Here is a 22,898-nt window from a genome sequence, read left to right as displayed (position 1 = left end):
CAACGCCTGCCTGCTGCCATGCCCGTCATCACCTGCATCGAAGACCTGCGCCAACTCGCCGAGCAGCGCGTGCCGCGCATGTTCTACGACTACGCCGACTCCGGCTCCTGGACGGAAACCACCTACCGCGCCAACGAAAGCGACTTCCAGGCCATCAAGCTGCGCCAGCGCGTGGCCGTGAACATGGAGGGCCGCAGCACGGCTGTGACGATGGTGGGCCAGAAGGCGGCCATGCCGGTGGCCATCGCGCCGGTGGGCCTGACCGGCATGCAGCACGCCGACGGCGAGATCCACGCGGCCCGCGCGGCCGAGAAGTTCGGCATCCCGTTCACGCTCTCCACGATGAGCATCTGCTCCATCGAAGACGTGGCGGAGCACACCTCGGCGCCGTTCTGGTTTCAGCTCTACATGATGCGCGACCGCGACGCCATGGCCCGCATGATCGACCGCTGCAAGGCCGCCAAGTGCTCGGCCCTGGTGCTGACGCTGGACCTGCAGGTCATCGGCCAGCGCCACAAGGACCTGAAGAACGGCCTCACCGCCCCGCCGCGGCCCACCGTGCGCAACATCCTGAACCTCATGACCAAGCCGCGCTGGTGCCTGGGCATGGCCGGCACGCGCCGTCACACCTTCCGCAACCTGGTGGGCCATGTGAAGGGCGTGAGCGACATGCGCTCGCTGTCCGCCTGGACGAACGAACAGTTCGACCCCCGCCTGTCCTGGGCCGACATTGCCTGGGTGAAAGAGCGCTGGGGCGGCAAGCTCATCCTGAAAGGCATCATGGATGTGGAAGACGCCAAGCTGGCCGTGCAAGCCGGGGCAGACGCCATCGTCGTGAGCAACCACGGCGGCCGGCAGCTGGACGGCGCGCCCAGCAGCATCCACGCCCTGCCGGCCATCGTGGCCGAGGTGGGCTCGCAAATCGAGGTGTGGATGGACGGCGGCATCCGCTCCGGCCAAGACGTGCTCAAGGCCTGGGCGCTGGGCGCGCGGGGCACGATGATCGGCCGCGCCATGGTGTATGGCCTGGGCGCCCTGGGCGAAGCCGGCGTGACCAAGGCATTGCAGATCCTGCACAAGGAGCTAGACGTGACCATGGCCTTTTGCGGCCACACGCAGCTGAGCCAGGTTCGCCAGGACATCCTGGTGCCGGGCACCTACCCGGTCGCCTGAGCGGCAGCGACAGCGCGCACGGCGCGGCACGGGCGCTGCGATCCGCCCACCGCTAACGCCACGGATGGGCAGGCCCGACCGTGCGGCGGATGTCTTGCGCTGGGCAACATTCCCCAAGCAACCCGACACAGGCGGTCAGTGCAGAACTAGAGTTCGCGCACTGGGTTGGTGCGCAGCCAAGGGCTGAGCACCCGGCTCCAAGGGAGGAATGCATGCGCCGAGTTCTGACCGTCGCCCAACGCCTGGCCCTGGCCTTCGGGGTGCTGCTGGTGATGTTGCTGCTGATCAGCACCTTCGCCTGGACCGCGCTGCAGCGGTCGGATGCAGCGATGAAAACCATCTACGAAGACCGCACCGTCGCCCTGCGGCAGCTGGCCGCCATCCGCCACGTGCTGCTGCGCAACCGCATCCTGCTCAGCGACGCGGCGGAGCGGGGTGATGCCGCCCACACCGACAAACGGCTCAGCGAGTACGCCAGCAACTGGACCCTGGCCGACCACGAGTGGCGCGACTACATGGCCACCTACCTAACACCGGAAGAAGCCGGCATTGCCAAGACCCACGAAGCGGCCCTGAAGGCCTACCGTGAGCAGGGCATGACGCCGGTGGCCGACGCCCTGCGCCAGCATGACCACGACACCGCCCGGCAGCTGGCCCATGAGCGCCTGGGCGGCGAGCGTGCCATGGCCACCTTGGACAGCCTGCGCGACCTGATTGACCTGCAGGTGCGCGTGGCCAAGGCGACCTACGAAGACGCCTCGCGCGACAACCAGCAGCGGCTGCTGGCGATCTTGATGCTGGGCGTGCTGTCCGGCGTGCTGGCCACGTTGTCCACGACCTGGGTCACCCGCCGCATCACCCGGCAGCTGGGCGCCGAGCCGCATGAACTGGCTGACGTGGCGCAGCGCATCGCCTCGGGCGACCTGACGCTGCAGTCGCTGGCACGCGCCCCACGCGAGGGCAGCGTCATGGCGGCGATGCAGTCCATGCGCCGCACGCTCAACGACCTGGTGCACACCGTGCGCCAGAGCGTGGACAGCGTGGCCACCGCCAGCGGCCAGATCGCCCACGGCAACCAAGACCTCAGCGCCCGCACCGAAGAGCAGGCCTCCAGCCTGCAGCAGACGGCGGCGTCGATGGAACAGCTCAACAGCACCATCCAGAGTACGGCCGACCACGCCCTGAGCGCCCAGCGCATGGCCCAGGACGCAGCCCAGGTGGCCCAGCGCGGGGGTGACGCCATGCGGCGCGTGGTGCACACCTTTGACGGCATTCAGGCCGCGAGCCGGCGCATCTCCGAAATCATCGGCGTCATCGACGGCATCGCGTTCCAGACCAACATCCTGGCGCTGAACGCGGCGGTCGAGGCCGCACGGGCCGGCGAGCAGGGGCGTGGCTTCGCCGTGGTGGCGGGTGAGGTGCGCACGCTGGCCCAGCGCAGTGCCGAAGCGTCCAAGCAGATCAAGCAGCTCATCACCGAAACGGTGGAGCAGATCGACGGTGGCTCCGCACTGATCGGCGGCGTGGGCGACACCATCAACGAGGTGGTGAACCGGGTCGAATCCGTCAGCGGCTTGATCGGCCAGATCGCGCTGCAAGCGTCCGAGCAAAGCACGGGCGTGTCGCAAATCGACGATGCGATGCAGCAGCTGGACCAGACCACCCAGCAAAACGCCGCACTGGTGGAAGAAGCCGCCGCGGCGGCGGCGAGCTTGCGGGCGCAGGCCGGGGCGCTGTCCAGCGCGGTGGCGGTGTTCAAGGCCCAGGCCGTGGCGGCCTAGTTGGCCTAAAGCACCGGCACACCGGCCCGGGCGTCAACGCCCTGCAGCGCTGACCCAGGCCTGCACTTCAGCGGCCGTCACCGGCCCGTCGCCTGGCACCTCCAGCACCCACAGGAAACCAGCCAGGTCTTCGCGGCGGCTGGCGGCGGCGTAGGCCTTCAACAGGTTCAGGTGCAGGCTGGCGCGCAGCTGGCCGGTGGCGGGGTCCCAGTCTTCGTTGGAGATCAGGCAGCCTTGCTGGGGTGTGCCCGGGTGGTAGGGCTGGCCGGCGTGGTCGGCCGGGTTCAGCGTGGTGCCGTGCACCAGCAGCTCGTCGCGCCCGGCCCGCCCGGCCCACCAGGCCTCCCGCAGCGCCGGGTGGCCGCGCCAGCCAGGCGGCAGCAGGCTGTCGTACAGCGCCTGGGTCCACGCCGGCGGGGCGGCGGCATCGCCATGCAGGAACACGGCCGGGCTGGCTTCCACCGGCAGTTGGGTGTGCAGGTAGGGCACCGGCCCAATGTTGGGGTTGGTGGCCGTGCCCGCGCCGGTGACGCTGAACAGCCCCTGCGGGGTGTTGCCGTTGGTGATGGTGCCGGGCAGCCCGCTGCGCGAGAGCGCCAGTTGCGGCTGGCTGAACAGCTGGCCATCAGGCGTGCGCACGAATCGGCCGTCTGCCCCGCGCAGCAGCACCCGGCCCATGGCCATGCGGCCGGGCCGTTGCACGCTGAACAACACCGGCAGCCCCGGCTGCAGCGGCGCAGTGAGCACATCGGCCAGGGGCGGCAGCGCGGGCGGCTCGATCAGGCGCTGCATCAGTGCGGTCAGCCGGGCGTCATCGACCCACTGCGGAAATTGCTGCGGAATGCGCTCACGCAGGGCCGGCGCGGCCGCTGCGGGCTCGGCACGAAGCCAGAGGTAAGCCGCAATCGCAAAGGGCTTGCTGGCCGGCAGTTGCGGCAGCAGCGGCGCCACCCAGGGCACGGGCTCATCCAGCATCAGCGCATGGGCGGCGGTGAGCGCTGCACGCTGAAACTCGGCATCACGCGTGCCCAGCGTGGGCAGCACCTCGCGCAGCAGCGCACGCGTGGCGTCCATCTCGAGGTTGTATTGCAGCACCCGGTCCCACAGGCCGGGCAAGGCGGCGTCGCGCTCGGGCCCGGCGGGCAGGGCCAGGCGCGCGCGAATGTCAGCCAGCGCCGCCTCGCGCAACGCGCGCTCGCCCGCCTGCGACGTGCCGGGCCACTGGAAATCGCCCGGCTGCAGCGCGAGCAGCTCGGCGGCGGTGTAGCGCTTTTCAGCAGGCGCGGGGCGGGGTGTCAGCGGCGCACAGGCCACCAGGGTCAGTGCAGCGGCGGTGCAGAGAAGTCGGGCGATCATGCGCATGGCGCGCATTCTGCGGCGGGATGGTGTCGATCCACGCGGCCGCAGATCGTCGTGTCATCAGGCCCTCAACCCTTGCGGCCCCATCAACCCAGGAGACTCCGTTGAAACCTCTGTTCCTCGCCCCCCTGCTGCTGGCCACCTTGTTGGCCCAGGCGGCACCCACGGCCTTCGTGATCGAGCCCACACACACCTACCCGAGCTTTGAGGCCGATCACATGGGCCTGTCGATGTGGCGAGGCAAAATCAACAAGACCAGCGGCAGCCTGAGCTACGACAAGGCCGACGGCAGCGGCAGCGTGGACGTGACCATGGACCTGGCCAGCATCGACTTCGGCCTGGACGCCATGAACGCCTGGGCCCGCGGCGAGAAATTCTTCAACGTGGCGCAGAACCCCACGGCGAACTTCAAGGGCAAGTTCGACGGCGCCACCGCCGGCGTGCCCAGCCGCGTGGTCGGCGAGCTCACGCTCAACGGCAAGACCCGCCCGGTGACGCTGACCATCCACCAACTCAAGTGCATCCAGCACCCGATGTTCAAGCGCGAACTCTGCGGCGCCGACGCCTCCGGCAGCTTCAACCGCGAGGACTTCGGCCTCACCGCCGGCAAGGATTACGGCTTCAAGATGGACGTGAACCTGCGCATCCAGGTCGAGGCCATCGCCAAGGACTGAGCGCAGACCGGCTCGAAACGAAGAAGGGCAGCGAATCGCTGCCCTTCTTCTCATCCTGCAACTGCCGTGGAACCGGCTTTGCCGGGCCACTGGCAGTGCCCCCTTGAGGGGGCGGCCGCGAGGCCGTAGGGGGTGGGTTACTTGACACCCATCTCATCCAACAACCGCGTCGTCTTGTCCACCGTGCTCATCTGCCAAAGCATGTAGCGCGAGTCCATGCAGATGCTGCGAACCATCTTGGGGTTGAAGTCCCAGTCGGAGATCACGGCGTCCAGCGTGCCGTCGAACAGCAGGCCGATCAGCTCGCCCTTCTTGTTCAGCACCGGGCTGCCGGAGTTGCCACCGGTGGTGTCCAGCGTGGCCAGGAAGTTGACCGGCACCGAGTCCAGCGCCTTCACGTAGTACGGGCCGAAGTTGCGGGCCTTGATGGCGGCCAGCTGCTCGGCCGGAGCGTTGAACTCACCGCCGGCTTCCGTCGGGCCCTTGTGCTTGGCCACGATGCCGTTGACGGTGGTGAAGGCCTTCCAGCTTTCGCCGTCGCGGCCGGTTTCACGGCCCTGCACCTTGCCGAAGCTGATGCGCAGCGTGCCGTTGGCGTCCGGGTACACGGCCTGGCCGCGGCTGGCGGCGAAGTCGATCTTGGCTTGCTGCACGCCGGCGTAGGCCTTTTGCAGCTTGCCGGCCAGTTCCTTGTCGCGGTTCTCGCGGGCCTGGTCGTCGTCGTACAGGGCGACGGCGAGCTTGATGAAGGCGTCATCGCTGGCCTTGAAGGCGGCCACGTCCTTGTCCAGCCACGCCATGCGGGTGGCGGTGTCGGACAGCTTGCTGGCGCTGTACACGGCGTCCAGGCGGGCGCGGATCGCGGCTTCACCTTGGCCGGCCTGCAGACCCAGCGCGCTCAGCCAGGCGGCGTTCAGCGTGTTGGCCGGCTGCGCCAGGTAGGCGGCCAGGAAGTGGGCGGCCAGGCGCTTGTCGGTCTGCTCGTCGTAGCGGCGGTCCAGGGCTTGCTGGCCGGCCTTCAGGCGCGGCAGGTCACGGTCCTGGTAGCCGCTCTTGCGCTCGGCGTCCGGCTTGGCGCGCTCTTGCGCGGCCTGGTACAGCTGGCGTGCGGCGCCCAGCAGCGTGGGCGACATGAAGCCCATGTAGTGCTCGTTGCGGGCCAGAGTCTGGCGCTCGGCAATCAGGCTCTCGGTGGCGGCCAGGTCGGCGCCGTAGCGGGCCTGGCGCTTGGCGTCGCCCTTCACCCAGGTCTTGAGCTCTTCGAAGCCGGCTTGCTTGCGGGCCAGGATGTCGCTGCCCTCGGCGCTCTTGTGCTGACCTTGCAGGTTCTTGTAGCCGTTCTGCAGGCCTTGCAGGCGCGCAGCCATCTTGATCTCGGCGTCGCGGCGGCCGGCGGTCTCGGTCTTCACCAGCTCGATGGCCTCACCCAGCGTCTTGATCGTGGTGGGCTGCTGCCACGCGAAGGCGAAGTCCACCTCGGTGGGCAGGCGGTGGCGGTTGGTGCGGCCGGGGTACCCGGTGACCATGACGAAGTCGCCTTCGTTCAGCGGGCTGGCCGTGGGCGAGGCCACCTTCAGATGGTGCTTGGGCACGTAGGGCTTGTTGTCCTTGCTGAAGTCGGCAGGCTTGCCGTCCGGGCCCACGTAGGCGCGGTAGAAGCTGTAGTCGCCGGTGTGGCGGGGCCACATCCAGTTGTCGGCGTCGCCGCCGAACAGGCCCACGCCGGTGGCCGGGGCGTGCACCAGGCGCACGTCACGAATTTCCAGCTGCTTGATCAGTTGGTACTGCAGACCGCCGAAGAAGGGGTAGACGTTGCAGCGGTGGCCCTTGTCGGCCTCGCAGGCGGCCACGAGTTGCTTCTCGGTGGCTTCGATCGCGTCGGTGCGGGCCTTGCCCACCAGCGCCAACGTCTTGGCGTTCAGCACCTCGGCGCTGACGTCCTTCATGTCCACTGTCACCAGCACGCGGCTGCCCGGGGCGGCGGGCAGTTCGTCGGCCAGCGTGGCGGCGTAGAAGCCGTTCTTCAGCAGGTCACGGTCGGGCTTGGAGTTGTACTGGATGCTGCCGTAAGCGCAGTGGTGGTTGGTGACCACCAGGCCCTGGGGCGACACGAAGCTCGCGGTGCAGCCGCCCAGCGACACGACGGCGCCCATGGGGAAGTCGGTCAGCTCCTTGAGCTTGGCCGGGTCCAGCGCCAGGCCGCCGGCCTTGAGGGCCTTGGAGATTTGCGGCAGTTGCTTGGGCATCCACATGCCTTCGTCGGCATGGGCGGTGACGGCCAGGCTGGCCAGAGCGGCGCTGGCCAGCAGCGTGAGGGAGTGACGGGTCATGAAGCGGTTCGACTCGGTAAGACGAAACCGCGAGCGTAACCCGCAGGCCTGCATCCTTCGGGGTGCGAAAAGGCAGGGATGCGCCCCGGGGAAAGCCCCAAGGTGCGCGCGGTGGGCAGCGTGGAAGCGTGGGCTCTGTGCTGTGCAGCCGCCAGGCTTCAGTGCGCCAGGCCGATCCACTCGCCCGAGGCCTGGTAGGCCTCGAACAGGTCCAGCGCCAGGTCGGTGAGCCCGGGGTGGCTGCTGCCCAGCGCACCGCGCAGGCATTCGAAGGCGTACTGCCGGTCGTACAGCATGCGGGTAGGGTTGATGGCTTGGCCGGCGTCGCACATGGCCTGGCCGAAGCGCAGCAGGTCGCCGGTGCTCACGGCGCCGCTGGTGGCACCGGTCACGGTCAGGCCGAGCGCCCGGATGTCGCCCAGGTGCAGGCCCTGCGCGATCTTCAAGCCGCGGTCGGCGTGGCCCGGGTCGCCCCAGCCGCGGGGTTCGTCGGCAGGCACGGGAACGAGGTGCAGCGGAATCATCATGGCGGGCCTCGGCGGACGGCTGGCATGCCCGCCATGGTGCAGGCCTGTCGGCCGGGCCAAGCCCGGATAAAGCCCGAAAAGGCCGCCCAGTCCGGCGCTCTTCGGGCTCAAGTTCGGCCGAGAGTTGGGCGGCGCGAGCCGCCCCTCGGCCGCGCTCAGGTCTTGGGCAGTGTCACGCCCACCTGGCCCTGGTACTTGCCGCCACGGTCTTTGTAGCTGGTCTCGCAGACCTCGTCGCTCTCGAAGAACAGCACCTGCGCGCAGCCCTCGCCCGCGTAGATCTTGGCCGGCAGCGGCGTGGTGTTGCTGAACTCCAGCGTCACGTAGCCCTCCCACTCGGGCTCGAAGGGGGTGACGTTGACGATGATGCCGCAGCGGGCATAGGTGCTTTTACCCAGGCACACCGTCAGCACGTTGCGCGGAATGCGGAAGTACTCGACCGTGCGGGCCAGCGCGAAGCTGTTGGGCGGGATGATGCAGACGTCCTTGTTGACGTCCACAAAGCTGTTTTCGTCAAAGTTCTTCGGGTCCACCACCGTGCTGTGGATGTTGGTGAACACCTTGAACTCGGGCGCGCAGCGGATGTCGTAGCCGTAGCTGCTGGTGCCGTAGCTGACGATCTTGCGGCCGTTGTGCTCGCGGATCTGGCCCGGCTCGAACGGCTCGATCATGCCGTGCTGCTCGGCCATGCGGCGGATCCACTTGTCGCTCTTGATGCTCATCGCGTCTTCCTTTTCAGTTGTCCATGCCGCCTGCAACGCCACACCCACAGAGGGTGGGCCACGCCCGGCTGGGGCCCGGGGGGCTCATTCTCAGCGGGGAAGCGCCCCGTCCAGGTAGATGCTGCCGTCCAGGTCCAGCACGAAGCCCTTGACCGATGCCCGCACCGGCACGGCCTGGCGGCCGTAGGCGATGGGCGTCCAGGGCAGTTGTTCCATCGCCAAACGCTGGGCCTTGGCGTAGAGCGTGCGGCGCTCGCCTTGCTGCAGGGCCTGGCGGGCTTGAGACAGCAGTTGGTCGTACGCCGGGTTGCACCAGAAGGTGCCGCTGGCCGCCCCGCAGGCGAGCTGGCCGGCCGTGCTGGCGGGCTCAGGGTCTCCCAGCCAGCCGGACAGCGCGGTGTCGTGGTCGCCAGCGTCGATGCGGCGCAGGTACTCGCCCCACTCGTAGCTGACGATGCGCGCGGTGACGCCCACCTTGGCCCAGTCGGCCTGGATCATTTGCGCCATGCGCTGGCCGTTCGGGTTGTAGGCCCGCACCACCGGCATGGCCCAGAGCGTGAGGTTCAGCGGCAGCACGCCGGCCTTTTGCAGCAGGGCGCGCGCCTTGGCGGGGTCGTACGGCGCGCTTTTCAGGCTGGCGTCGTGCGCCCAGTTGGCCGCCGGCATGGGGCTGTGGGCCACAGTGCCAGCGTCGCCGTACACCACGCGCACCAGGGCCGCCTTGTCGATGGCCATGTCCAGCGCCTGGCGCACCTCCAGCTTGGCCAGCGCCGGGCGGCGGGTGTTGTAGGCCAGGATGCCCACGTTCATGCCCGGCGCGGTGGCCATGCGGATCGCAGGGTCCTTTTGCAGATCGGCCATTTCGGCCGGGCCCACCGGCGCGGCCAGGTCACATTCGTCGCGCTTCAAGCGCTGCGCGCGCACGCTGCCGTCTGGGGTCACGGCAAACACCAGTTGGTCGGCCCGCGGCCGCTCGGCCTGGCGCCACCAGCCAGGGTGCTTCACGTAGCGGATCACGCTGTCGGCCCGGAAGCTCTTGAGCTGGAACGGCCCGGTGCCCACCGGCATCTGCGCGATGCGCTGCGGCGTGCCGGCCTGCAGCAACTGCGCGCCCAGCTCGGCCGACTGGATCATGGCGAACGCAAAGCTCAGCGCCGACAGGAAGGACGCGTCCCGCTCGGCCAGCGTGATGCGCACCTGGTGGTCGCCCAGCCGCTCGACCTTCTGGATGAGCTTCTCCCAGCCAAAGGACACCACATAGGGCGACACGCTGGGAAAGGCCTTGGCAAAGGCGCTGTCGCGGTTGAGCAACCGGCCGAAGGTGAACAGCACATCGTCGGCATTGAACTCGCGGCTGGGCTTGAAGCCCTCCACGGTTTGCCAGCGCACGCCGCGGCGCAGCTCGAAGGTGTAAGCCAGGCCATCGGGGCTGACGCTCCAGCTGGCGGCCAGACCGGGCAGCAGTTCATCGCCGCCGCGTCGGGTCTCGACCAGGGTGCTGAAGATGGGCAGGTGGGCTTGGTGGTCGATGCCGCTGTCGGTCATCGCCGGATCGAAGCTCTTGGGGCTGCCTGCGGTGCACAGGCGCAACGTGGTGTCGGCGTGGGCGCCGGTGGCGCCTGCCCATCCGATCAACAGCGCCAGCAGCGTGGCGCCGCCGAACCCGCAGAGGCGCCCCGGGCTGCTCACCGGCGAACCTCGGCCGCCGGCACGAACGGGCGGATGCCCATGCTCTCGAACAGCGCCGCCGGCGACAGCGCACGGGCCTCGTCGCCCTGCGCCTGGATCACCAGCGCCACCCGGCGCAGCGCACGGATGTCGGCGGTGGGGTCGCCCTCCACCAGCAGCAGGTCCGCGCGTTTGCCGCGCTCGATGCTGCCGATCTCGTTCAGGCGGTCGCTGTACTTGGCGCCGTTCCAGGTGGCGATCTTGAGCGCCTGCGCTGCCGGAATGCCGGCCTGCACGTAGAGCTCCAGTTCCCGGTGCAAGGCGAAGCCCGGCGTGGCGTCGGTGCCCGACACCAGTGGGATGCCGGCCTCGTGCAGGCGCCGCAGCAGGTCCATCATGACCTTCCAGCTCGCGCCCCAGCGGCGGGCCTTGGTGTCGTCCAGGTCGCTCTCGGCCGCCAGCAGGCCGCGCTGCACCACGGCTGGCAGGTGGTCGGCCACCATCGCGTAGCTGGGGTTGGGCTGGCCCTGACGCTGGGTGTACTGGCCTTCAAACGCCACCATGGTGGCATCCACCACGGTGCCCTTTTTCTTCAGCAGGGCCAGGAAGTCTTGCGTGCGCTGGTCGTTGAGCTTCAAGTCTGCCGCCTTGTCGCCCGGCAGGTTGAAGCGCAGCAACGTGCGGGTGTCATCGCCCTTGCCCACCAGGAAGTTCAGCGTCACCTGGTTGATGTGGTGCAGCTCGTCGTAGCCGGCTTCCACCGCCTGGCGGGCGGTCATGAAAGCCGGCACGTGGCCGCCGGTGCGCAGGCCCAGGGCGCGGGCGTGCGCAACCATGGGCGCCACCCACTCCGGGCGGATGGAGTTGTAGAGCTTGAGCTGGCGGTAGCCGTGGGCGGCGTACCAGTCGATGGCGGCCAGCGCGTCGGCCAGGTTGTCGGGCACGAAATCGGCCTGCGACGAGAACGGGCTCTTGCCTTCGATGAAGCCATTGGCCGAAATGCGCGGCCCCAGCACTTCGCCGCGGGCAATGCGGCCCCGCAGCTCGGCCAGGTCGGCATTGCTGTTGCCCACGTCGCGCACCGCGGTCACGCCGGCCGCCAGGTTCAACAGCAGGTCGCCCACGCCCACGTGGCCGTGCATGTCCACCAGGCCCGGCAGCAGGCTGCGCCCTGCGCCGCTGATGCGCTGCTGCGGCGTCACGCCTTTCAGCCGGCCCGGCGCCACCACGGCGGCGATGCGCCCGTCCTGCAGGTACACGTCCGCCGGCCCTCGCATCACGGCCGCTGCGGCATCGAACCAGCGCACGCCTTCAATCAGGGTCAAACCAGCCAGCGGCTGCGGCAGCGTTTTGGCCAGCCGCTCCAGGCGCACCAGCTGCGCGTTGCGCTGGGCGTCGGACAACCGATCCAGTTCGCCCTCGAAGCCCTGCTCCAGCGTGCCGCCCCAGCCCGGGGCCACTTGCGCAAACAGGCGCTGGTCGTCTTCGCGCAGCCACAGGTACACGGGCTCCAGGTCCAGCCCTTCCAGGGCATACAAGCCCACGTCGAACGAGGCGCCGGCGGGTTTGAGCGTTTGCACACGCTCGATGCGCAGGCGCCCCACCGGGAGCGCGTCGGCCTGGCGATTCGGGCGCTGCAGCAGGCTGCGCGCCAGGCGGCCGGCCCATGCCGGGCTGGCCTGCACCGGCAGGTACACGAGTTCCGGGCTCACACCGCTGCGCTCGCCCCGATCGACCGACGACTCCCACTGCGCCCGGCTGCCGTCGCGCTCGAAGCGGTCGGCAATGCGGGCGCCGTACGTGGCCACGCCCTCGGTGCGGTAGGCCAGCCAGGTGCCATCGGGCGCGAAGGCCATGGTCTCCTTCTGGTCGGGGCCGCGGCCGTTGTTGCGGTAGCTGTAGTCCACCTCCAGGCGGCCGGCACTTTCTTGCACCTTCAAGTGGCCGCACGCCACCTTGGCACACACGACGGTGTAGGTCTGCGCTGCAGGCGCGTGGGGCTGAACCTGGGCCTGGGCGGAGGCCGCCAGCAGCAACGCCAGCAGCGGGGTCAGAAGCTTCATGGGCAGAGTCCCGGGAGTCGGTGGCGCGGACTTTACTGACGCGCGCGGCCAATGGAGGCCACGCCCTGGTTGGCCAGCGCGTCGGCGCGCTCGTTGCCGGGGTCGCCCGCGTGGCCCTTCACCCAGCGCCAATCCACGTGGTGCAGCTTGCGCAAGGCATCCAAGCGCATCCAGAGGTCGGCGTTCTTCACCGGCTTGCCGTCGGCGGTTTTCCAGCCGCGGCGCTGCCAGTTCACGATCCACTCGGTGATGCCCTTGCGGACGTACTCGCTGTCCAGATAAATCACCACATCACAGCTGCGCTTGAGGGACGCCAGGGCCTCGATGGGCGCGGTCAGTTCCATGCGGTTGTTGGTGGTGCCGTGCTCGCCGCCGAAGAGCTCTTTGTCGTGCCCACCACTGGACAGCCAGGCCCCCCAGCCGCCGGGGCCCGGGTTGCCCTTGCAGGCGCCGTCGGTATAGATCGTGACCTGGGGGCGCTTCACGGCCACGGCAGGTTTAGGTGCTTCCGTCATTCTTCTTGTGTTGGTTGTTGAGCGCGACGGCCGCCGCCTTTTTGGCGGCCGCGCGCGAGTTCCGGGCCAGGCCGATCATCCGGGTGCCGCGCACCCGCTTGACCGCCTGAATGAAATACACGGCGCCGAGCACCGGCCACCAGCGGGCGCCCACGCCGTCCACCCACGCCCAGCGTTGCAGCCAGGCCTCGCTGCGCAGGGGCGGCCGGTAGACGCCAAAGCGGGCCGCCTCCACCTCCAGGTTCAGCAGCTTGAGCCAGTCGCGCAGGCGCCAGTAGCCGATGAATTCGCCGTCGCGCGGCAGGTAGGGCTCCCCCCGGCCCAGCCACGGGCCGAGCTTTTGCCGCATGCCCCACAGGCTCGCGGGGTTCAGCCCCAGCAGAATGAGCCGCCCCTCCGGGCGCAGCACCCGGTCCACCTCGCGCAGCAGCGCATGGGCATCGGCCGCTTGTTCCAGCGCGTGCGGCAGCAGCACGAGGTCCAGGCTCGCGGTCGCGAAGGGCAGCGCATCGGGCTCGCAGTGCAGGTCGCGCCCGACTTGCCAGCGGTGCGTCATGCGGTTGGCTTGCAAGCCGTTCAGCTCAGGCAGGCCCAACTGCAGCGCATGGAACCCGAAGAGGTCGGCCACCGCGGCGTCCAGCTGCGCCTGCTCCCAGGCCAGCAGATGGCGGCCGGGCGGGGTCTGCAGCCAGGCTGCCAAATCTATACTCGGCGCTTTCTCTGTCATGGGTTGGCGCCACATTGACGCTCAGTTTGACGCTCACGCCTGTCCCCGCTTTCGACGACAACTACCTCTGGCTGCTGGACAACGGCCGCGAGGCCCTCGTCGTCGATCCCGGTGATGCCGCGCCGGTGGTGGCGGCCCTGGATGACCGGGGCCTGACGCTCGCCGGCATTCTATTGACCCACCACCACGGCGATCACGTCGGCGGGGTGGATGCGCTTCGCCCCCGCCTGAAAGGCCCCGTGTTCGGCCCGGCCCGCGAACGCTTGCCCGAACCGGTGCAGCGCGTGCAGGCCGGCGACCATGTCGAGCTGCTGGGCCTGCGCTTTGCCGTGCTGGACGTGCCAGGCCACACCGCAGGTCACGTGGCCTACTTCGCGCCCGATGCGGGCGAGGCCGGCCCGCTGCTGTTTTGCGGCGACACGCTGTTCAGCGGCGGATGCGGCCGGCTGTTCGAAGGCACGGCCGCCCAGATGCACGCCTCACTGCAAGCCCTCGCCGCCCTGCCCGGCCGCACGCGGGTGTGCTGCGCGCACGAGTACACCGTGTCCAACCTGCGGTTTGCCCGCGCCGTGGAGCCTGACAACGTGGCCCTCGCCCAGCACAGCGATTGGTGCGACGCGCAACGCGCCGCCGGCCAGCCGACGTTGCCCGCGCGGCTCGACACCGAAAAACGCATCAACCCTTTCCTGCGTTGCGCAGAAGCCCCGGTGCAACACGCCGCGCGCCAGCACGCCCCCGACCGCCTGACCGCGGCCGCGCACCCCGACGAGGTGCTGGCCGTGCTGCGCGAATGGAAGAACGGATTCCGATGACCCCTCTCTTTCGCCTTGCTCCGGCCCTTGCGGCCTTCGCATCCGTGCTGCTGACGGCTTGTGCCAGCGCACCGCCCGCCGCCCCACCGATGGCGCCCCCCGCCACGCAAGAAGCCGCGCCCGTGGCTGCCTCGCCCGCCGTGCAAGTGGCCGCCGCACCGCGCGCCCTGGGCGCCGAGCTGCTGGAAGACAACCTGCGCCCGGGCGAGAAGATCGAGCTGGACGGCCCCGACGTGAATGCCGACCTCTGGGCCCGCGTGCGCCGCGGCTTTCAGCTGCAAGACCTGGACGACGACTGGGTGCGCAAGGCCGAGGCCTGGTACAGCGCACGGCCCGACTACGTGGAGCGCATGACCACCCGCGGCAGTCGCTACCTGTTCCACATTGTTGAAGAGGTGGAAAAGCGCGGCATGCCGGCCGAGCTGGCCCTGCTGCCCTTCGTGGAAAGCGCGTTCGTCACGCACGCGGTGTCCAGCGCCAAGGCCACGGGCATGTGGCAATTCATGCCGGCCACCGGGCGCGATTTCGACCTCAAGCAAAACATCTTCCGCGACGACCGCCGCGACGTGCTGGCCTCCACCCGCGCCGCGCTGGACTACCTGGGCCGCCTGTACAAGCAGTTCGGCGACTGGCACCTGGCGCTGGCCGCCTACAACTGGGGCCAAGGCAACGTGCAAAAGGCCGTGGCCCGCAACCAGCGACTGGGCCTGCCCACCGACTACGCCAGCCTCAAGATGCCCGACGAGACGCGGTACTACGTGCCCAAGCTCCAGGCGGTGAAGAACATCGTGCTGGCCCCCGAGCGCTTTGCGCTGGGGCTGCCGCCCGTGGCCAACCACCCGTACTTCCTGAGCGTGCGCATCGAGCGCGACATCGACGTGTCGCTGGCGGCCGAACTCGCGGGCATCTCGCTGGAAACCTTCCAGCAGTTCAACCCGCAGATGAACAAGCCGGTCATCCTGGCCGCCGCCACGCCCCAGGTGCTGCTGCCGTTCGAGCAAGCCAGCGCGTTCGCCGACAACCTGGCCCGCCACAGCGGCCCCATGGCCAGCTGGACGGCCTGGGTCGTGCCCAAGACCATGAGCCCCGCCGAGGCCGCACGGCAAAGCGGCATGCCCGAGTCGCTGCTGCGCGACATCAACAAGATCCCGCCCAAGATGCTGGTGAAGGCGGGCTCCACGCTGCTGGTGCCGCGCGGTGAGCATGTGCAGGACGATGTGTCGGAGCGCCTCGCCGACACCGCCAGCTTGAACCTCGCCCCTGACGCGCCGCCCCTGCGCCGCTTCACGCACAAGGCCGCCAAGGCCGACACCCTGGCCAGCATCGCGGCGCGCTACCAGGTCAAGGTGGAGCAGTTGGCCCAGTGGAACAAGCTGACCGTTGGCAGCCGCCTCAAAACCGGGCAGGCCGTCACCGTGTACACCGCAGCGCCGCCGGTGCTGGCCAAGGCGCCGGCCGCCACCGCATCACCGGCCAGCAAGCCCGCCGTGAAGGCCAAGGCGCCCACGCGCACCGCCGCCGCCAAGCCCACCGCACCGACAGCCACCGTGGCCAAAGCGCGTGGCGGCAAGGGCCGCAGCAACGTGGTGGCGTCCGCCGCGCCCTGAGCGTTTGAATTGCGCCGCGCCATGGTGCGGCGCCGCGCGTTCAGCGCACGAAGAACAGGGCCAGACTCAGGCCCAGGCCCGTGGTCCAGGCCAGCGAGCGCAAGGTCGCCAGGTCGGCCAGGTACAGGCCGATGAAGGTCAGCCGCGCAGCCAGAAAGCCCACCGCCAGCGCATCGACCGTGGCCGCGTCGGCCTGATGCTGGTGCGCCACGAACAGGCCCGCCACGAACACCGGCAACGCCTCCCAGCTGTTGCCTTGCGCTGCCTGCGCGCGGGCGTGCCAGCCCTCCAGCCCCGCCAGCCAGGCCCGGGGGTTGTGGTTGTCAAAGCCCCCTTCGCGGCGGCGCTTGCCGAAGCCCTTGGACTTCGCCAGCAAGGCGCAGCCCATGGGCAGCAGGCAACTGACGAGCAAACAGATTTGGGCCAAGGTCATGGGCAGGCTCCATTCAGCCGGGTGATAGGAAGGGTGGCGCGGACTGCACGCGGGCGAGGCTCCAGCGAGCGTCAGCGCCGGTCAGACAGCGCGTGGGCGATGGTGCCCAGGTCCACAAATTCCAACTCACTCCCGACCGGCACGCCGCGCGCCAGCCGGGTGGAGCGAACACCGCGTGCGCGCAGGGCTTCGGCCAGCACATGGGCTGTGGCTTCGCCTTCGGCCGTGAAGCTGGTGGCAAGGATCACCTCCTCCACCCCCGACTCCGCAGCCCGCTGCAGCAACTCTGCCGCGCCGATCTGGCGCGTGCTCACGCCATCCAGCGGCGACAAGCGCCCCAACAACACGAAGTAGTAGCCCCGGTAGGAGCCCGTGCGCTCAAGCGCGGCTTGGTCGGCCGGTGTTTCCACCACGCACAGCAGACGCGCATCCCGCGTCGCATCGGCACACACCGAGCACAGCGAGGTTTCACTGAAGGTGTGGCAGCGCTCGCAGTGGTGGATGCGCTCCACCGCCGCCGTCAGCGCGTCGGCCAGCCGGTGCACGGCCGGGCGGTCGTGCTGCAGCAGGTGGTAGGCCATGCGCTGGGCCGACTTCTGCCCCACGCCGGGCAGGCGCTTGAGCGCCTCGATGAGGCTGTCCAGCGCGTTCAAGCCGCCGCCCTCCGGTCAAGCATCGACGGCGGCCGCTGCGGGCTCGAAGCGCTTGGGTGGCAGGTCAAAACGGGAACTTCATGCCCGGAGGCAGGGGCATGCCGGCAGTCAGCTTGCCCATCTTCTCGGCGCTGGTGGCCTCGGCGCGGCGCACGGCATCGTTGAACGCGGCCGCCACCAGGTCTTCCAACATGTCCTTGTCATCGGCCAGGAGGCTGGGGTCGATGCTGACGCGACGCACTTCGTTCTTGCAGGTCATCACGATCTTCACCAGACCGGCGCCGCTCTGGCCTTCCACCTCGATGCCGGCGAGTTCTTCCTGCGCCTTCTTGAGGTTGTCTTGCATCGCCTGGGCTTGCTTCATCAAACCGGCGAGTTGGCCTTTCATCATGATCGTTTCCTTGTTTATGTCGAGGGAGTCAGCACGGGCTGCACGGAGCCCGGCAGGATGCGTGCGGACGGAAATTGAGACAGCAGCGTGCGCGTCATCGGGTGGGACGCGGCCAGTTCCTCAGCCGCGCGTTGTTGCGCTTCGGCACGGGCCACGGCGCGCAGTGCGATGGAGTCTTCGGCCACGCCGGCCTCCATCTCGATCTGCGCATTGAGGGCAGCTTCCAGCTTGGCCACCAGCGCTGGCTGGCGCAGCGACTCGCGCTCCACCCGCAGGCGCCAGACCTCCCGCTCGCCGTCCATGCGGCAGGACAAGGCCTGGGCTTGACGTGCCAGCTCGCCCGTCATGCCCAGCACGTTGGCCGCGGCGATGCGCTCGGCCCATTGCGCGCCTTCGGCGGTTTCACGCAGCACCACACGCGGCGGCGCATCGCGCTCGGGCTCGGGCGCTGACGCGGCACTGCTCGGGCCGTCGTCCGCGTCCATCCACGGGGGCGGCGCATCGTCCGGCGGCGGGCCGTCCATGCCCAGGTCGTCATCGTCAGCGGCCACATGTTCCACCGGGCGCGGCCGCAACCGCGCGCCAAAGCTGCCTGGCGTCGGCTCGGCCGGCTGGGGTGTTGCGGCCGGCACGGCCGGGGCCAGCATCTCCGCAGCAGCCGAATCCGCAGCAGCTCCGGTCGGTGCCGCTGCCGGCGGCGCAGCTTCCTGAACCGGGGCCGCCGGGGCCATGGCCTCGCTGACCGTCGTGGCGAGCGTTGAATCAGCAACCGGCGGTGCAACGGGCGCCGTCAGGTGTTCGGCACTCGGCGCGGCAGCAGGCTCCGCAGGCGGCACGGTGGCCGGCACCGCCTTGGGCAACGGCACCGGCACCACGGCCTTTGCGACGGCAGCCGGCCGCACCAGCGGGGCCGACTTCAGCGCCTTGGGCACCGTGCCGGCGGGGCGAAACGCCAACATGCGCAGCAGCACCATCAGCAAGCCGGCGTATTCGTCGGGCGCCAGGTGCAACTCGGCCCGGCCATGCAGGGCCATGCTGTACATCAGCTGAATCTCATCGGCCGGCAGTGCCGTGGCCAGACGTCGAATTTCGGCGGTTTCCGGGTCGGCGTCGTCCAGCGCCGTCGGTGCGGCCTGGGCCAGCGCCATTTGCTGGAACAGCGTCGCCAAGTCTTCCAGCGTGCCAGCGGCTGACAACCCGGCGCTGCGCAGCGCATCGGCCTGCGCCACCACGGCTTCACCACTGGCCGCGGCCAGTGCGTCGACGATGGCCACCACGTGGCCACGGTCCACGCTGCCCAGCATCTGGCGCACACCGGCTTCGCTCAAGCTGCCAGCGCCGAACGCGATGGCCTGATCGGTCAGCGACAGCGCGTCGCGCATGGAGCCGCGCGCGGCACGCGACAGCAGCCGCAGCGCGCCGGGTTCGGCCGGCACGCTCTCGGCGCCCAGCACGTTGCCCAGGTGCATCTGCACATCGGCTGCCGCCATCGGCCGCAGGTTGAACTGCAGGCAGCGCGACAGCACCGTCACCGGCACCTTTTGCGGGTCAGTCGTGGCCAGCACGAACTTCAGGTACTCGGGCGGCTCCTCCAGCGTCTTGAGCATCGCGTTGAACGCGGTGTTCGAGAGCATGTGCACTTCGTCGATCATGTAGACCTTGAAGCGGCCCACCACTGGCTTGTAGATCGCCTGGTCCAGCAGCTGCGAGATCTCCTCGACACCGCGGTTGGAGGCCGCGTCGAGCTCGACGTAATCGACGAAGCGACCGGAGTCGATGTCCCGGCAGGCCGCGCACACGCCACAGGGCTGCGCGGTGATGCCGCCGGTGCCATCGGCCCCGGTGCAGTTCAGGCTTTTCGCCAGGATGCGCGACACCGTGGTCTTGCCCACGCCCCGCGTGCCGGTGAAGAGGTAGGCGTGGTGCAGACGGCCCTGCGTCAGCGCATTGGCCAGGGCTTGCACCACGTGCTCCTGGCCAACGAGTTGCTCGAAACTCTGCGGGCGGTATTTGCGGGCCAGGACCTGATAGCTCATGGGCGCGGATTCTAGGAGGCTGCCGGACCAGGGGCTGGGGTCGCGCCGGTAGGCATTGCCGGGCGAGGCCAGGCGCGGGCGCGGCGTGGGGTGGCGCCCCACCACGAGCTCGCAACGCCGGATCACCCGGCAATTCACACCGGCCCTTCGGGTTGGGCCTGCAAGGGGGCTGATCCAGCGTTGCGATCCAGCGTTGCAAGTGCTCGCGATACTCTGCGTAGCACTGCGCGCGGCGCCTGGGCTGAGCCCCCTTGCAGGCCCAACGCGACCCCAGCCCCTGGCCCGGCAGCCTCCTTGGCCGGGCCACCGGGGATAATCCCGCGCCATGAGCTCCACCGCCCCCCTCACCTACGACCAAGCCGGCGTCAACTACGACCTCATCGACCCGCTGAAGGTCACCGCCCAACGGGCCGCCGCCGCCACCGCTTCCCACCTCGCCAGCCACGGCTTCACCGAGGTGCAGGCCTCGCGCGGCGAGTCGGCCTATGTGGTCGATGTGGGGCCGTTCTACGTGGCATCCATCGTCGAATGCCTGGGCACCAAGACCCTGGTGGCCGACGAAATGGCCAAGCTGACGGGCAAGAGCTTTTTCGCCGGCATCGCGCAAGACACGATCGCCATGGCGGTCAACGACCTGATCACCGTGGGCGCCACGCCGCTGGTGGTGCAGGCCTATTGGGCGGCCGGGGGCAGCGACTGGTTCGGTGACGCCCAGCGCGCGCAAGCGCTTGTGGCCGGCTGGAAGGCCGCCTGCGACACCTGCCAAGTGGCCTGGGGCGGCGGCGAAACGCCGGCATTGGCCGGCATCGTGGAAGACGGGCGCATCGACCTGGCGGCCTCCTGCACGGGCTTGATCAACCCCAAGGAACGCCTGTCCGTCGGCGACAAGCTGGGCCCGGGCGATGCCATCGTGCTGCTGGCCTCCAGCGGCATCCACGCCAACGGCCTGAGCCTGGCGCGCAAGCTGGCTGAACGCCTGCCCCAGGGCTACCTGACCGAAATCGAGCCCGGCCTGACCTACGGCGAAGCCCTGCTGGCCCCCACGGCGCTGTACTCGCCCGTGACCGAAGCGCTGTGGAAGGCCGGCATCGCGCCGCACTACTGCGCCAACATCACCGGCCACGGCTGGCGCAAGCTGCTGCGCCACCCCAGCGCGCTGACCTACCGCATCCACACCGTGCCGCCGAAGACGGCCGTGCTGGAGTTCATCCAGAAAGAAGCCGGCCAGGACGACCGCGAGGCCTACTCCACGCTCAATATGGGCGCAGGCTTCGCGATTTTCGTGAAGGCGGAGGACGCCGAACGCACCGCGCAAGTGGCACGCGACTGCGGCATCCAAGCCTGGGTGGCCGGCACGGTGGAGGCGGGCCCGAAGCAGTTGCTGATCGAGCCGCTGAACATCCGCTTCAGCGAAGACGACCTGGCCCTGCGCTGAGCGCGGCGGCCACGCGCATTCCGGTTCGCTGTGAACTGGTACTACTCCGAAATGGTCCAGTGGCATGTGCTGCTGGCCTGGTGCAGCGTGACGCTGTTCTTCGGTCGCGGGCTGCTCGCCCAGTTCGGCAACGAACGCGCGCGGGCCATGGCGCAAGACGCCCGGCTGCTGGTCGTGGTGTTCGCCGTGAACATGTGCCTGGTGGTGACCGGCCTGAGCCTGTGGGCCGCGGTGGGCTACCACCCGGTTCGCAACGTCTGGCTGGGCGTGAAGTTGCTGGCCCTGGTGGGCTATGCCTTCTGCGGGCATTGGGCCCTCAGCCAAGCACGCCTGCACCTGCTGGGCTACCTCACCGCTCTGGCTTTGCTGGCCTTGGCGATGGATCTTTCCATCAATCGCCAGTTCCTGCCCGGCTGAGCCCTCAGACGCCAGTAGAATGGCGAGTGACGGGCCTCCCCGCATGGAAGCGCGCCCAACCGGGTCAGGTGGGGAACCAAGCAGCCCTAAGCGTTGCAACCAGTGCCGGGGGTAAGGCTCGTCACCCTCCCCCTCCCCTCCTTGTTGGTTCGGTGCCTGCGATTGGCGCCCCGGATCAACTGCCGGCCGGCCGGTCCGAGGTTGCCGCCGTGCTGCGCACCGTCAGCGACTGCAGTTGGCCGCCGGCCTCCACGCTGCCCGTCACCTCGCCTTCGCGCACGCGGCGCTCACACAAGTCACGGTCTTCCGCGGGTTGAGCCTGGCAGCGCAGCAGCGCATTGCGGGCCCATTGCGCCGGCCCATGGCCCTGCGCAGCCAGCTGGCCGCGGCGCAACTGGGCGTAGGCAGCTGACGCCTCCTTCAAGCAAACGTCTCGCGGCTGACGGGTCTGACCCGTGATGCAGGCGGCGCGCTCGCGCTCGAACTGCAAGCGCAACGGGTCAGCGCTGGCGGCATGCGCCGGCCGGGCGAGCCCCAGGCCCGCCACCGTGGCGGCGCAGCCCAGGCTGGCCAGGATCAGGTGTCGAATGGAATGCATGGCGCACCTCCCGTTCAGCTGCGCGAGCGCACCGGCTGGTCGTCCCGCGAGATGTAGACCTCCACGCGGCGGTTCAGGGCTCGGTCCGTCGCGGTGGCATTGCTGGCCACCGGGAAGGCCTCACCGTAGCCGCGAATTGCCACGCGGCTGGGCTCGATGCCCTGGGCCTGCAGCGCAGCAGCCACGGCTTGAGAGCGGCGCTGCGACAGGCTCAGATTGGCCTGGTCGCCGCCCACACTGTCCGTAAAGCCCTCGATCAGCACGCGACGATCCGGGTGCTGCCGCAGGTACTGCGCCAACTTGCCGATGGACGCCTGCGCGGCTGGCTTCACCTCCGCACGCCCCGACTCGAACAGCACATCCCCCAGCGTGACGAGCATGCCCCGGTCGGTCTGGCGCGCTTGCAGGTCTTGCAGTTCCGCCTGCAACGCCGATGCCTGGGCCTGGGCCTGTGCGGCATCACCCTGGGCCAGCGCGGCCTGTTCCCGCGCCTGCTGGGCCTGTGCCTGCGCCTGGGACGCCGCCTGGCGTGCATCCAGCGCTTGCGCCTGGGCGCTTTGCGCGCGCTGCGCATTGGCGTCGGCCCGTGCGCGCTCCCGGTCGGCCTCGGCGGTGCGAATGGCTTCTTCGTCGGTCGCCGCACGGCCCAGCGCCTGCGCGGTGCGAGCCTGGCTGTCGGCCACATGCGCGGCAGCGTCGATGTCGGCCGGCGACTCGCGCTGGGCGCTCAAGGCTTCGGCGCGGCGCAGCGCATCACCCGCGCGCTTCACGTCCAGCGACGCGTACTTCACCGCAGCCGGATCAATTTCGGCCGCTTGCACCCGGGCACGGGCTTGCTCCAGGGCGGGTGTGACGGTGGGCGAGCTGGCGCAGCCGGCGAACACCAGGCAGGCGGCCGCCAAGGCGGTCAGGGACAGGCGGGAATGGATCGACTTCATGGCAGGGTCCTTTCAGCGGTCAGGCGCGGTGGATCGGGC

The 22,898-nt window shown here is 69.5% G+C and carries 21 protein-coding genes and 1 other RNA gene; 8 read left to right on the top strand and 14 right to left on the bottom strand.

Annotation, left to right across the window (positions count from 1 at the left end):
* Positions 1–18: 18 nt before the first annotated feature.
* On the top strand, positions 19–1,173 hold the full coding sequence (locus ACG01O_RS05175) for an alpha-hydroxy acid oxidase (RefSeq protein WP_394381999.1): 1,155 nt from the start codon (positions 19–21) through the stop codon (positions 1,171–1,173).
* Positions 1,174–1,385: 212 nt separating this feature from the next.
* Positions 1,386–2,954: a methyl-accepting chemotaxis protein gene (locus tag ACG01O_RS05170; RefSeq protein WP_394381998.1), complete on the top strand. Its 1,569-nt coding sequence runs from the start codon at positions 1,386–1,388 to the stop codon at positions 2,952–2,954.
* A gap of 33 nt (positions 2,955–2,987) precedes the next feature.
* On the opposite strand, the gene ACG01O_RS05165 is transcribed toward ACG01O_RS05170, so the two are convergent.
* Entirely contained in the window at positions 2,988–4,316 is a 1,329-nt protein-coding gene (locus ACG01O_RS05165; protein ID WP_394381996.1) for a hypothetical protein, read from the bottom strand.
* Between the two features lie 101 nt (positions 4,317–4,417).
* Here ACG01O_RS05165 and ACG01O_RS05160 point away from each other — a divergent pair, with 101 nt between their 5' ends.
* Positions 4,418–4,987, top strand: a complete 570-nt coding sequence (locus ACG01O_RS05160) for a YceI family protein (protein ID WP_394381994.1) — start codon at positions 4,418–4,420, stop codon at positions 4,985–4,987.
* 137 nt (positions 4,988–5,124) lie between these two features.
* Here ACG01O_RS05160 and ACG01O_RS05155 read toward each other — a convergent pair whose 3' ends face one another.
* The 7 genes from ACG01O_RS05155 to ACG01O_RS05125 all read right to left on the bottom strand — a co-directional run bounded on the left by ACG01O_RS05155 (position 5,125) and on the right by ACG01O_RS05125 (position 13,539).
* A complete protein-coding gene (locus ACG01O_RS05155) occupies positions 5,125–7,317 on the bottom strand; it encodes a S46 family peptidase (protein ID WP_394381992.1) in 2,193 nt (730 codons plus the stop codon).
* 158 nt (positions 7,318–7,475) lie between these two features.
* Positions 7,476–7,844 (bottom strand): hypothetical protein, encoded by a 369-nt coding sequence (locus ACG01O_RS05150; protein WP_394381989.1) that lies wholly within the window; start codon positions 7,842–7,844, stop codon positions 7,476–7,478.
* Positions 7,845–7,999: 155 nt separating this feature from the next.
* Positions 8,000–8,566, bottom strand: coding sequence for a dCTP deaminase (gene dcd / locus ACG01O_RS05145; protein WP_394381988.1), 567 nt, complete (start codon positions 8,564–8,566; stop codon positions 8,000–8,002).
* Between the two features lie 90 nt (positions 8,567–8,656).
* Positions 8,657–10,255, bottom strand: coding sequence for an ABC transporter substrate-binding protein (locus ACG01O_RS05140; RefSeq protein WP_394381987.1), 1,599 nt, complete (start codon positions 10,253–10,255; stop codon positions 8,657–8,659).
* Complete coding sequence (locus ACG01O_RS05135) at positions 10,252–12,297, bottom strand: amidohydrolase family protein (protein ID WP_394381985.1); 2,046 nt, start codon at positions 12,295–12,297, stop codon at positions 10,252–10,254. The genes ACG01O_RS05140 and ACG01O_RS05135 overlap by 4 nt, the downstream gene beginning before the upstream one ends.
* 32 nt (positions 12,298–12,329) lie before the next feature.
* Positions 12,330–12,812 carry a ribonuclease HI gene (gene rnhA, locus ACG01O_RS05130; RefSeq protein ID WP_394381984.1) on the bottom strand — a complete coding sequence of 161 codons (483 nt, stop codon included), beginning with the start codon at positions 12,810–12,812 and terminating at the stop codon, positions 12,330–12,332.
* Positions 12,796–13,539 carry a class I SAM-dependent methyltransferase gene (locus tag ACG01O_RS05125; RefSeq protein ID WP_394381982.1) on the bottom strand — a complete coding sequence of 248 codons (744 nt, stop codon included), beginning with the start codon at positions 13,537–13,539 and terminating at the stop codon, positions 12,796–12,798. The genes rnhA and ACG01O_RS05125 overlap by 17 nt, the downstream gene beginning before the upstream one ends.
* A 26-nt stretch (positions 13,540–13,565) precedes the next feature.
* Between ACG01O_RS05125 and gloB the strand changes: the two genes are divergently transcribed.
* Positions 13,566–14,351, top strand: coding sequence for a hydroxyacylglutathione hydrolase (gene gloB, locus ACG01O_RS05120; RefSeq protein ID WP_394381980.1), 786 nt, complete (start codon positions 13,566–13,568; stop codon positions 14,349–14,351).
* Positions 14,348–15,958, top strand: coding sequence for a transglycosylase SLT domain-containing protein (locus tag ACG01O_RS05115; RefSeq protein WP_394381978.1), 1,611 nt, complete (start codon positions 14,348–14,350; stop codon positions 15,956–15,958). The genes gloB and ACG01O_RS05115 overlap by 4 nt, the downstream gene beginning before the upstream one ends.
* A 40-nt stretch (positions 15,959–15,998) precedes the next feature.
* On the opposite strand, the gene ACG01O_RS05110 is transcribed toward ACG01O_RS05115, so the two are convergent.
* The 4 genes from ACG01O_RS05110 to dnaX all read right to left on the bottom strand — a co-directional run bounded on the left by ACG01O_RS05110 (position 15,999) and on the right by dnaX (position 19,471).
* Positions 15,999–16,391, bottom strand: coding sequence for an MAPEG family protein (locus tag ACG01O_RS05110; RefSeq protein WP_394381976.1), 393 nt, complete (start codon positions 16,389–16,391; stop codon positions 15,999–16,001).
* 71 nt (positions 16,392–16,462) lie between these two features.
* The gene (gene recR / locus ACG01O_RS05105) at positions 16,463–17,044 is read right to left on the bottom strand and encodes a recombination mediator RecR (RefSeq protein WP_394381975.1); all 582 of its coding nucleotides are present in this window, start codon (positions 17,042–17,044) and stop codon (positions 16,463–16,465) included.
* A gap of 64 nt (positions 17,045–17,108) precedes the next feature.
* On the bottom strand, positions 17,109–17,435 hold the full coding sequence (locus ACG01O_RS05100; RefSeq protein ID WP_394381972.1) for a YbaB/EbfC family nucleoid-associated protein: 327 nt from the start codon (positions 17,433–17,435) through the stop codon (positions 17,109–17,111).
* Positions 17,436–17,449: 14 nt separating this feature from the next.
* Positions 17,450–19,471 (bottom strand): DNA polymerase III subunit gamma/tau, encoded by a 2,022-nt coding sequence (gene dnaX, locus ACG01O_RS05095; protein WP_394381970.1) that lies wholly within the window; start codon positions 19,469–19,471, stop codon positions 17,450–17,452.
* 325 nt (positions 19,472–19,796) lie between these two features.
* On the opposite strand from dnaX, the gene ACG01O_RS05090 reads away from it, so the two are divergent.
* The 3 genes from ACG01O_RS05090 to ffs all read left to right on the top strand — a co-directional run bounded on the left by ACG01O_RS05090 (position 19,797) and on the right by ffs (position 21,449).
* Positions 19,797–20,906: an AIR synthase-related protein gene (locus ACG01O_RS05090; protein ID WP_394381969.1), complete on the top strand. Its 1,110-nt coding sequence runs from the start codon at positions 19,797–19,799 to the stop codon at positions 20,904–20,906.
* Positions 20,907–20,936: 30 nt separating this feature from the next.
* Positions 20,937–21,323, top strand: coding sequence for a SirB2 family protein (locus tag ACG01O_RS05085; protein ID WP_394381967.1), 387 nt, complete (start codon positions 20,937–20,939; stop codon positions 21,321–21,323).
* A 28-nt stretch (positions 21,324–21,351) separates the two neighbouring features.
* Positions 21,352–21,449: signal recognition particle sRNA small type (gene ffs / locus ACG01O_RS05080), an RNA gene on the top strand.
* Between the two features lie 49 nt (positions 21,450–21,498).
* On the opposite strand, the gene ACG01O_RS05075 is transcribed toward ffs, so the two are convergent.
* On the bottom strand, positions 21,499–21,921 hold the full coding sequence (locus tag ACG01O_RS05075) for a hypothetical protein (RefSeq protein ID WP_394381965.1): 423 nt from the start codon (positions 21,919–21,921) through the stop codon (positions 21,499–21,501).
* A 14-nt stretch (positions 21,922–21,935) separates the two neighbouring features.
* The gene (locus tag ACG01O_RS05070) at positions 21,936–22,859 is read right to left on the bottom strand and encodes an OmpA family protein (protein ID WP_394381963.1); all 924 of its coding nucleotides are present in this window, start codon (positions 22,857–22,859) and stop codon (positions 21,936–21,938) included.
* Between the last annotated feature and the right edge of the window lie 39 nt (positions 22,860–22,898).

This window comes from Pelomonas baiyunensis, from assembly GCF_043555935.1.
Taxonomy (GTDB): Bacteria; Pseudomonadota; Gammaproteobacteria; order Burkholderiales; family Burkholderiaceae_C; genus Pelomonas; species Pelomonas baiyunensis.
Note: the sequence above shows the minus strand (reverse complement) of the source record. Positions and strands in the feature narration are given on the sequence as shown.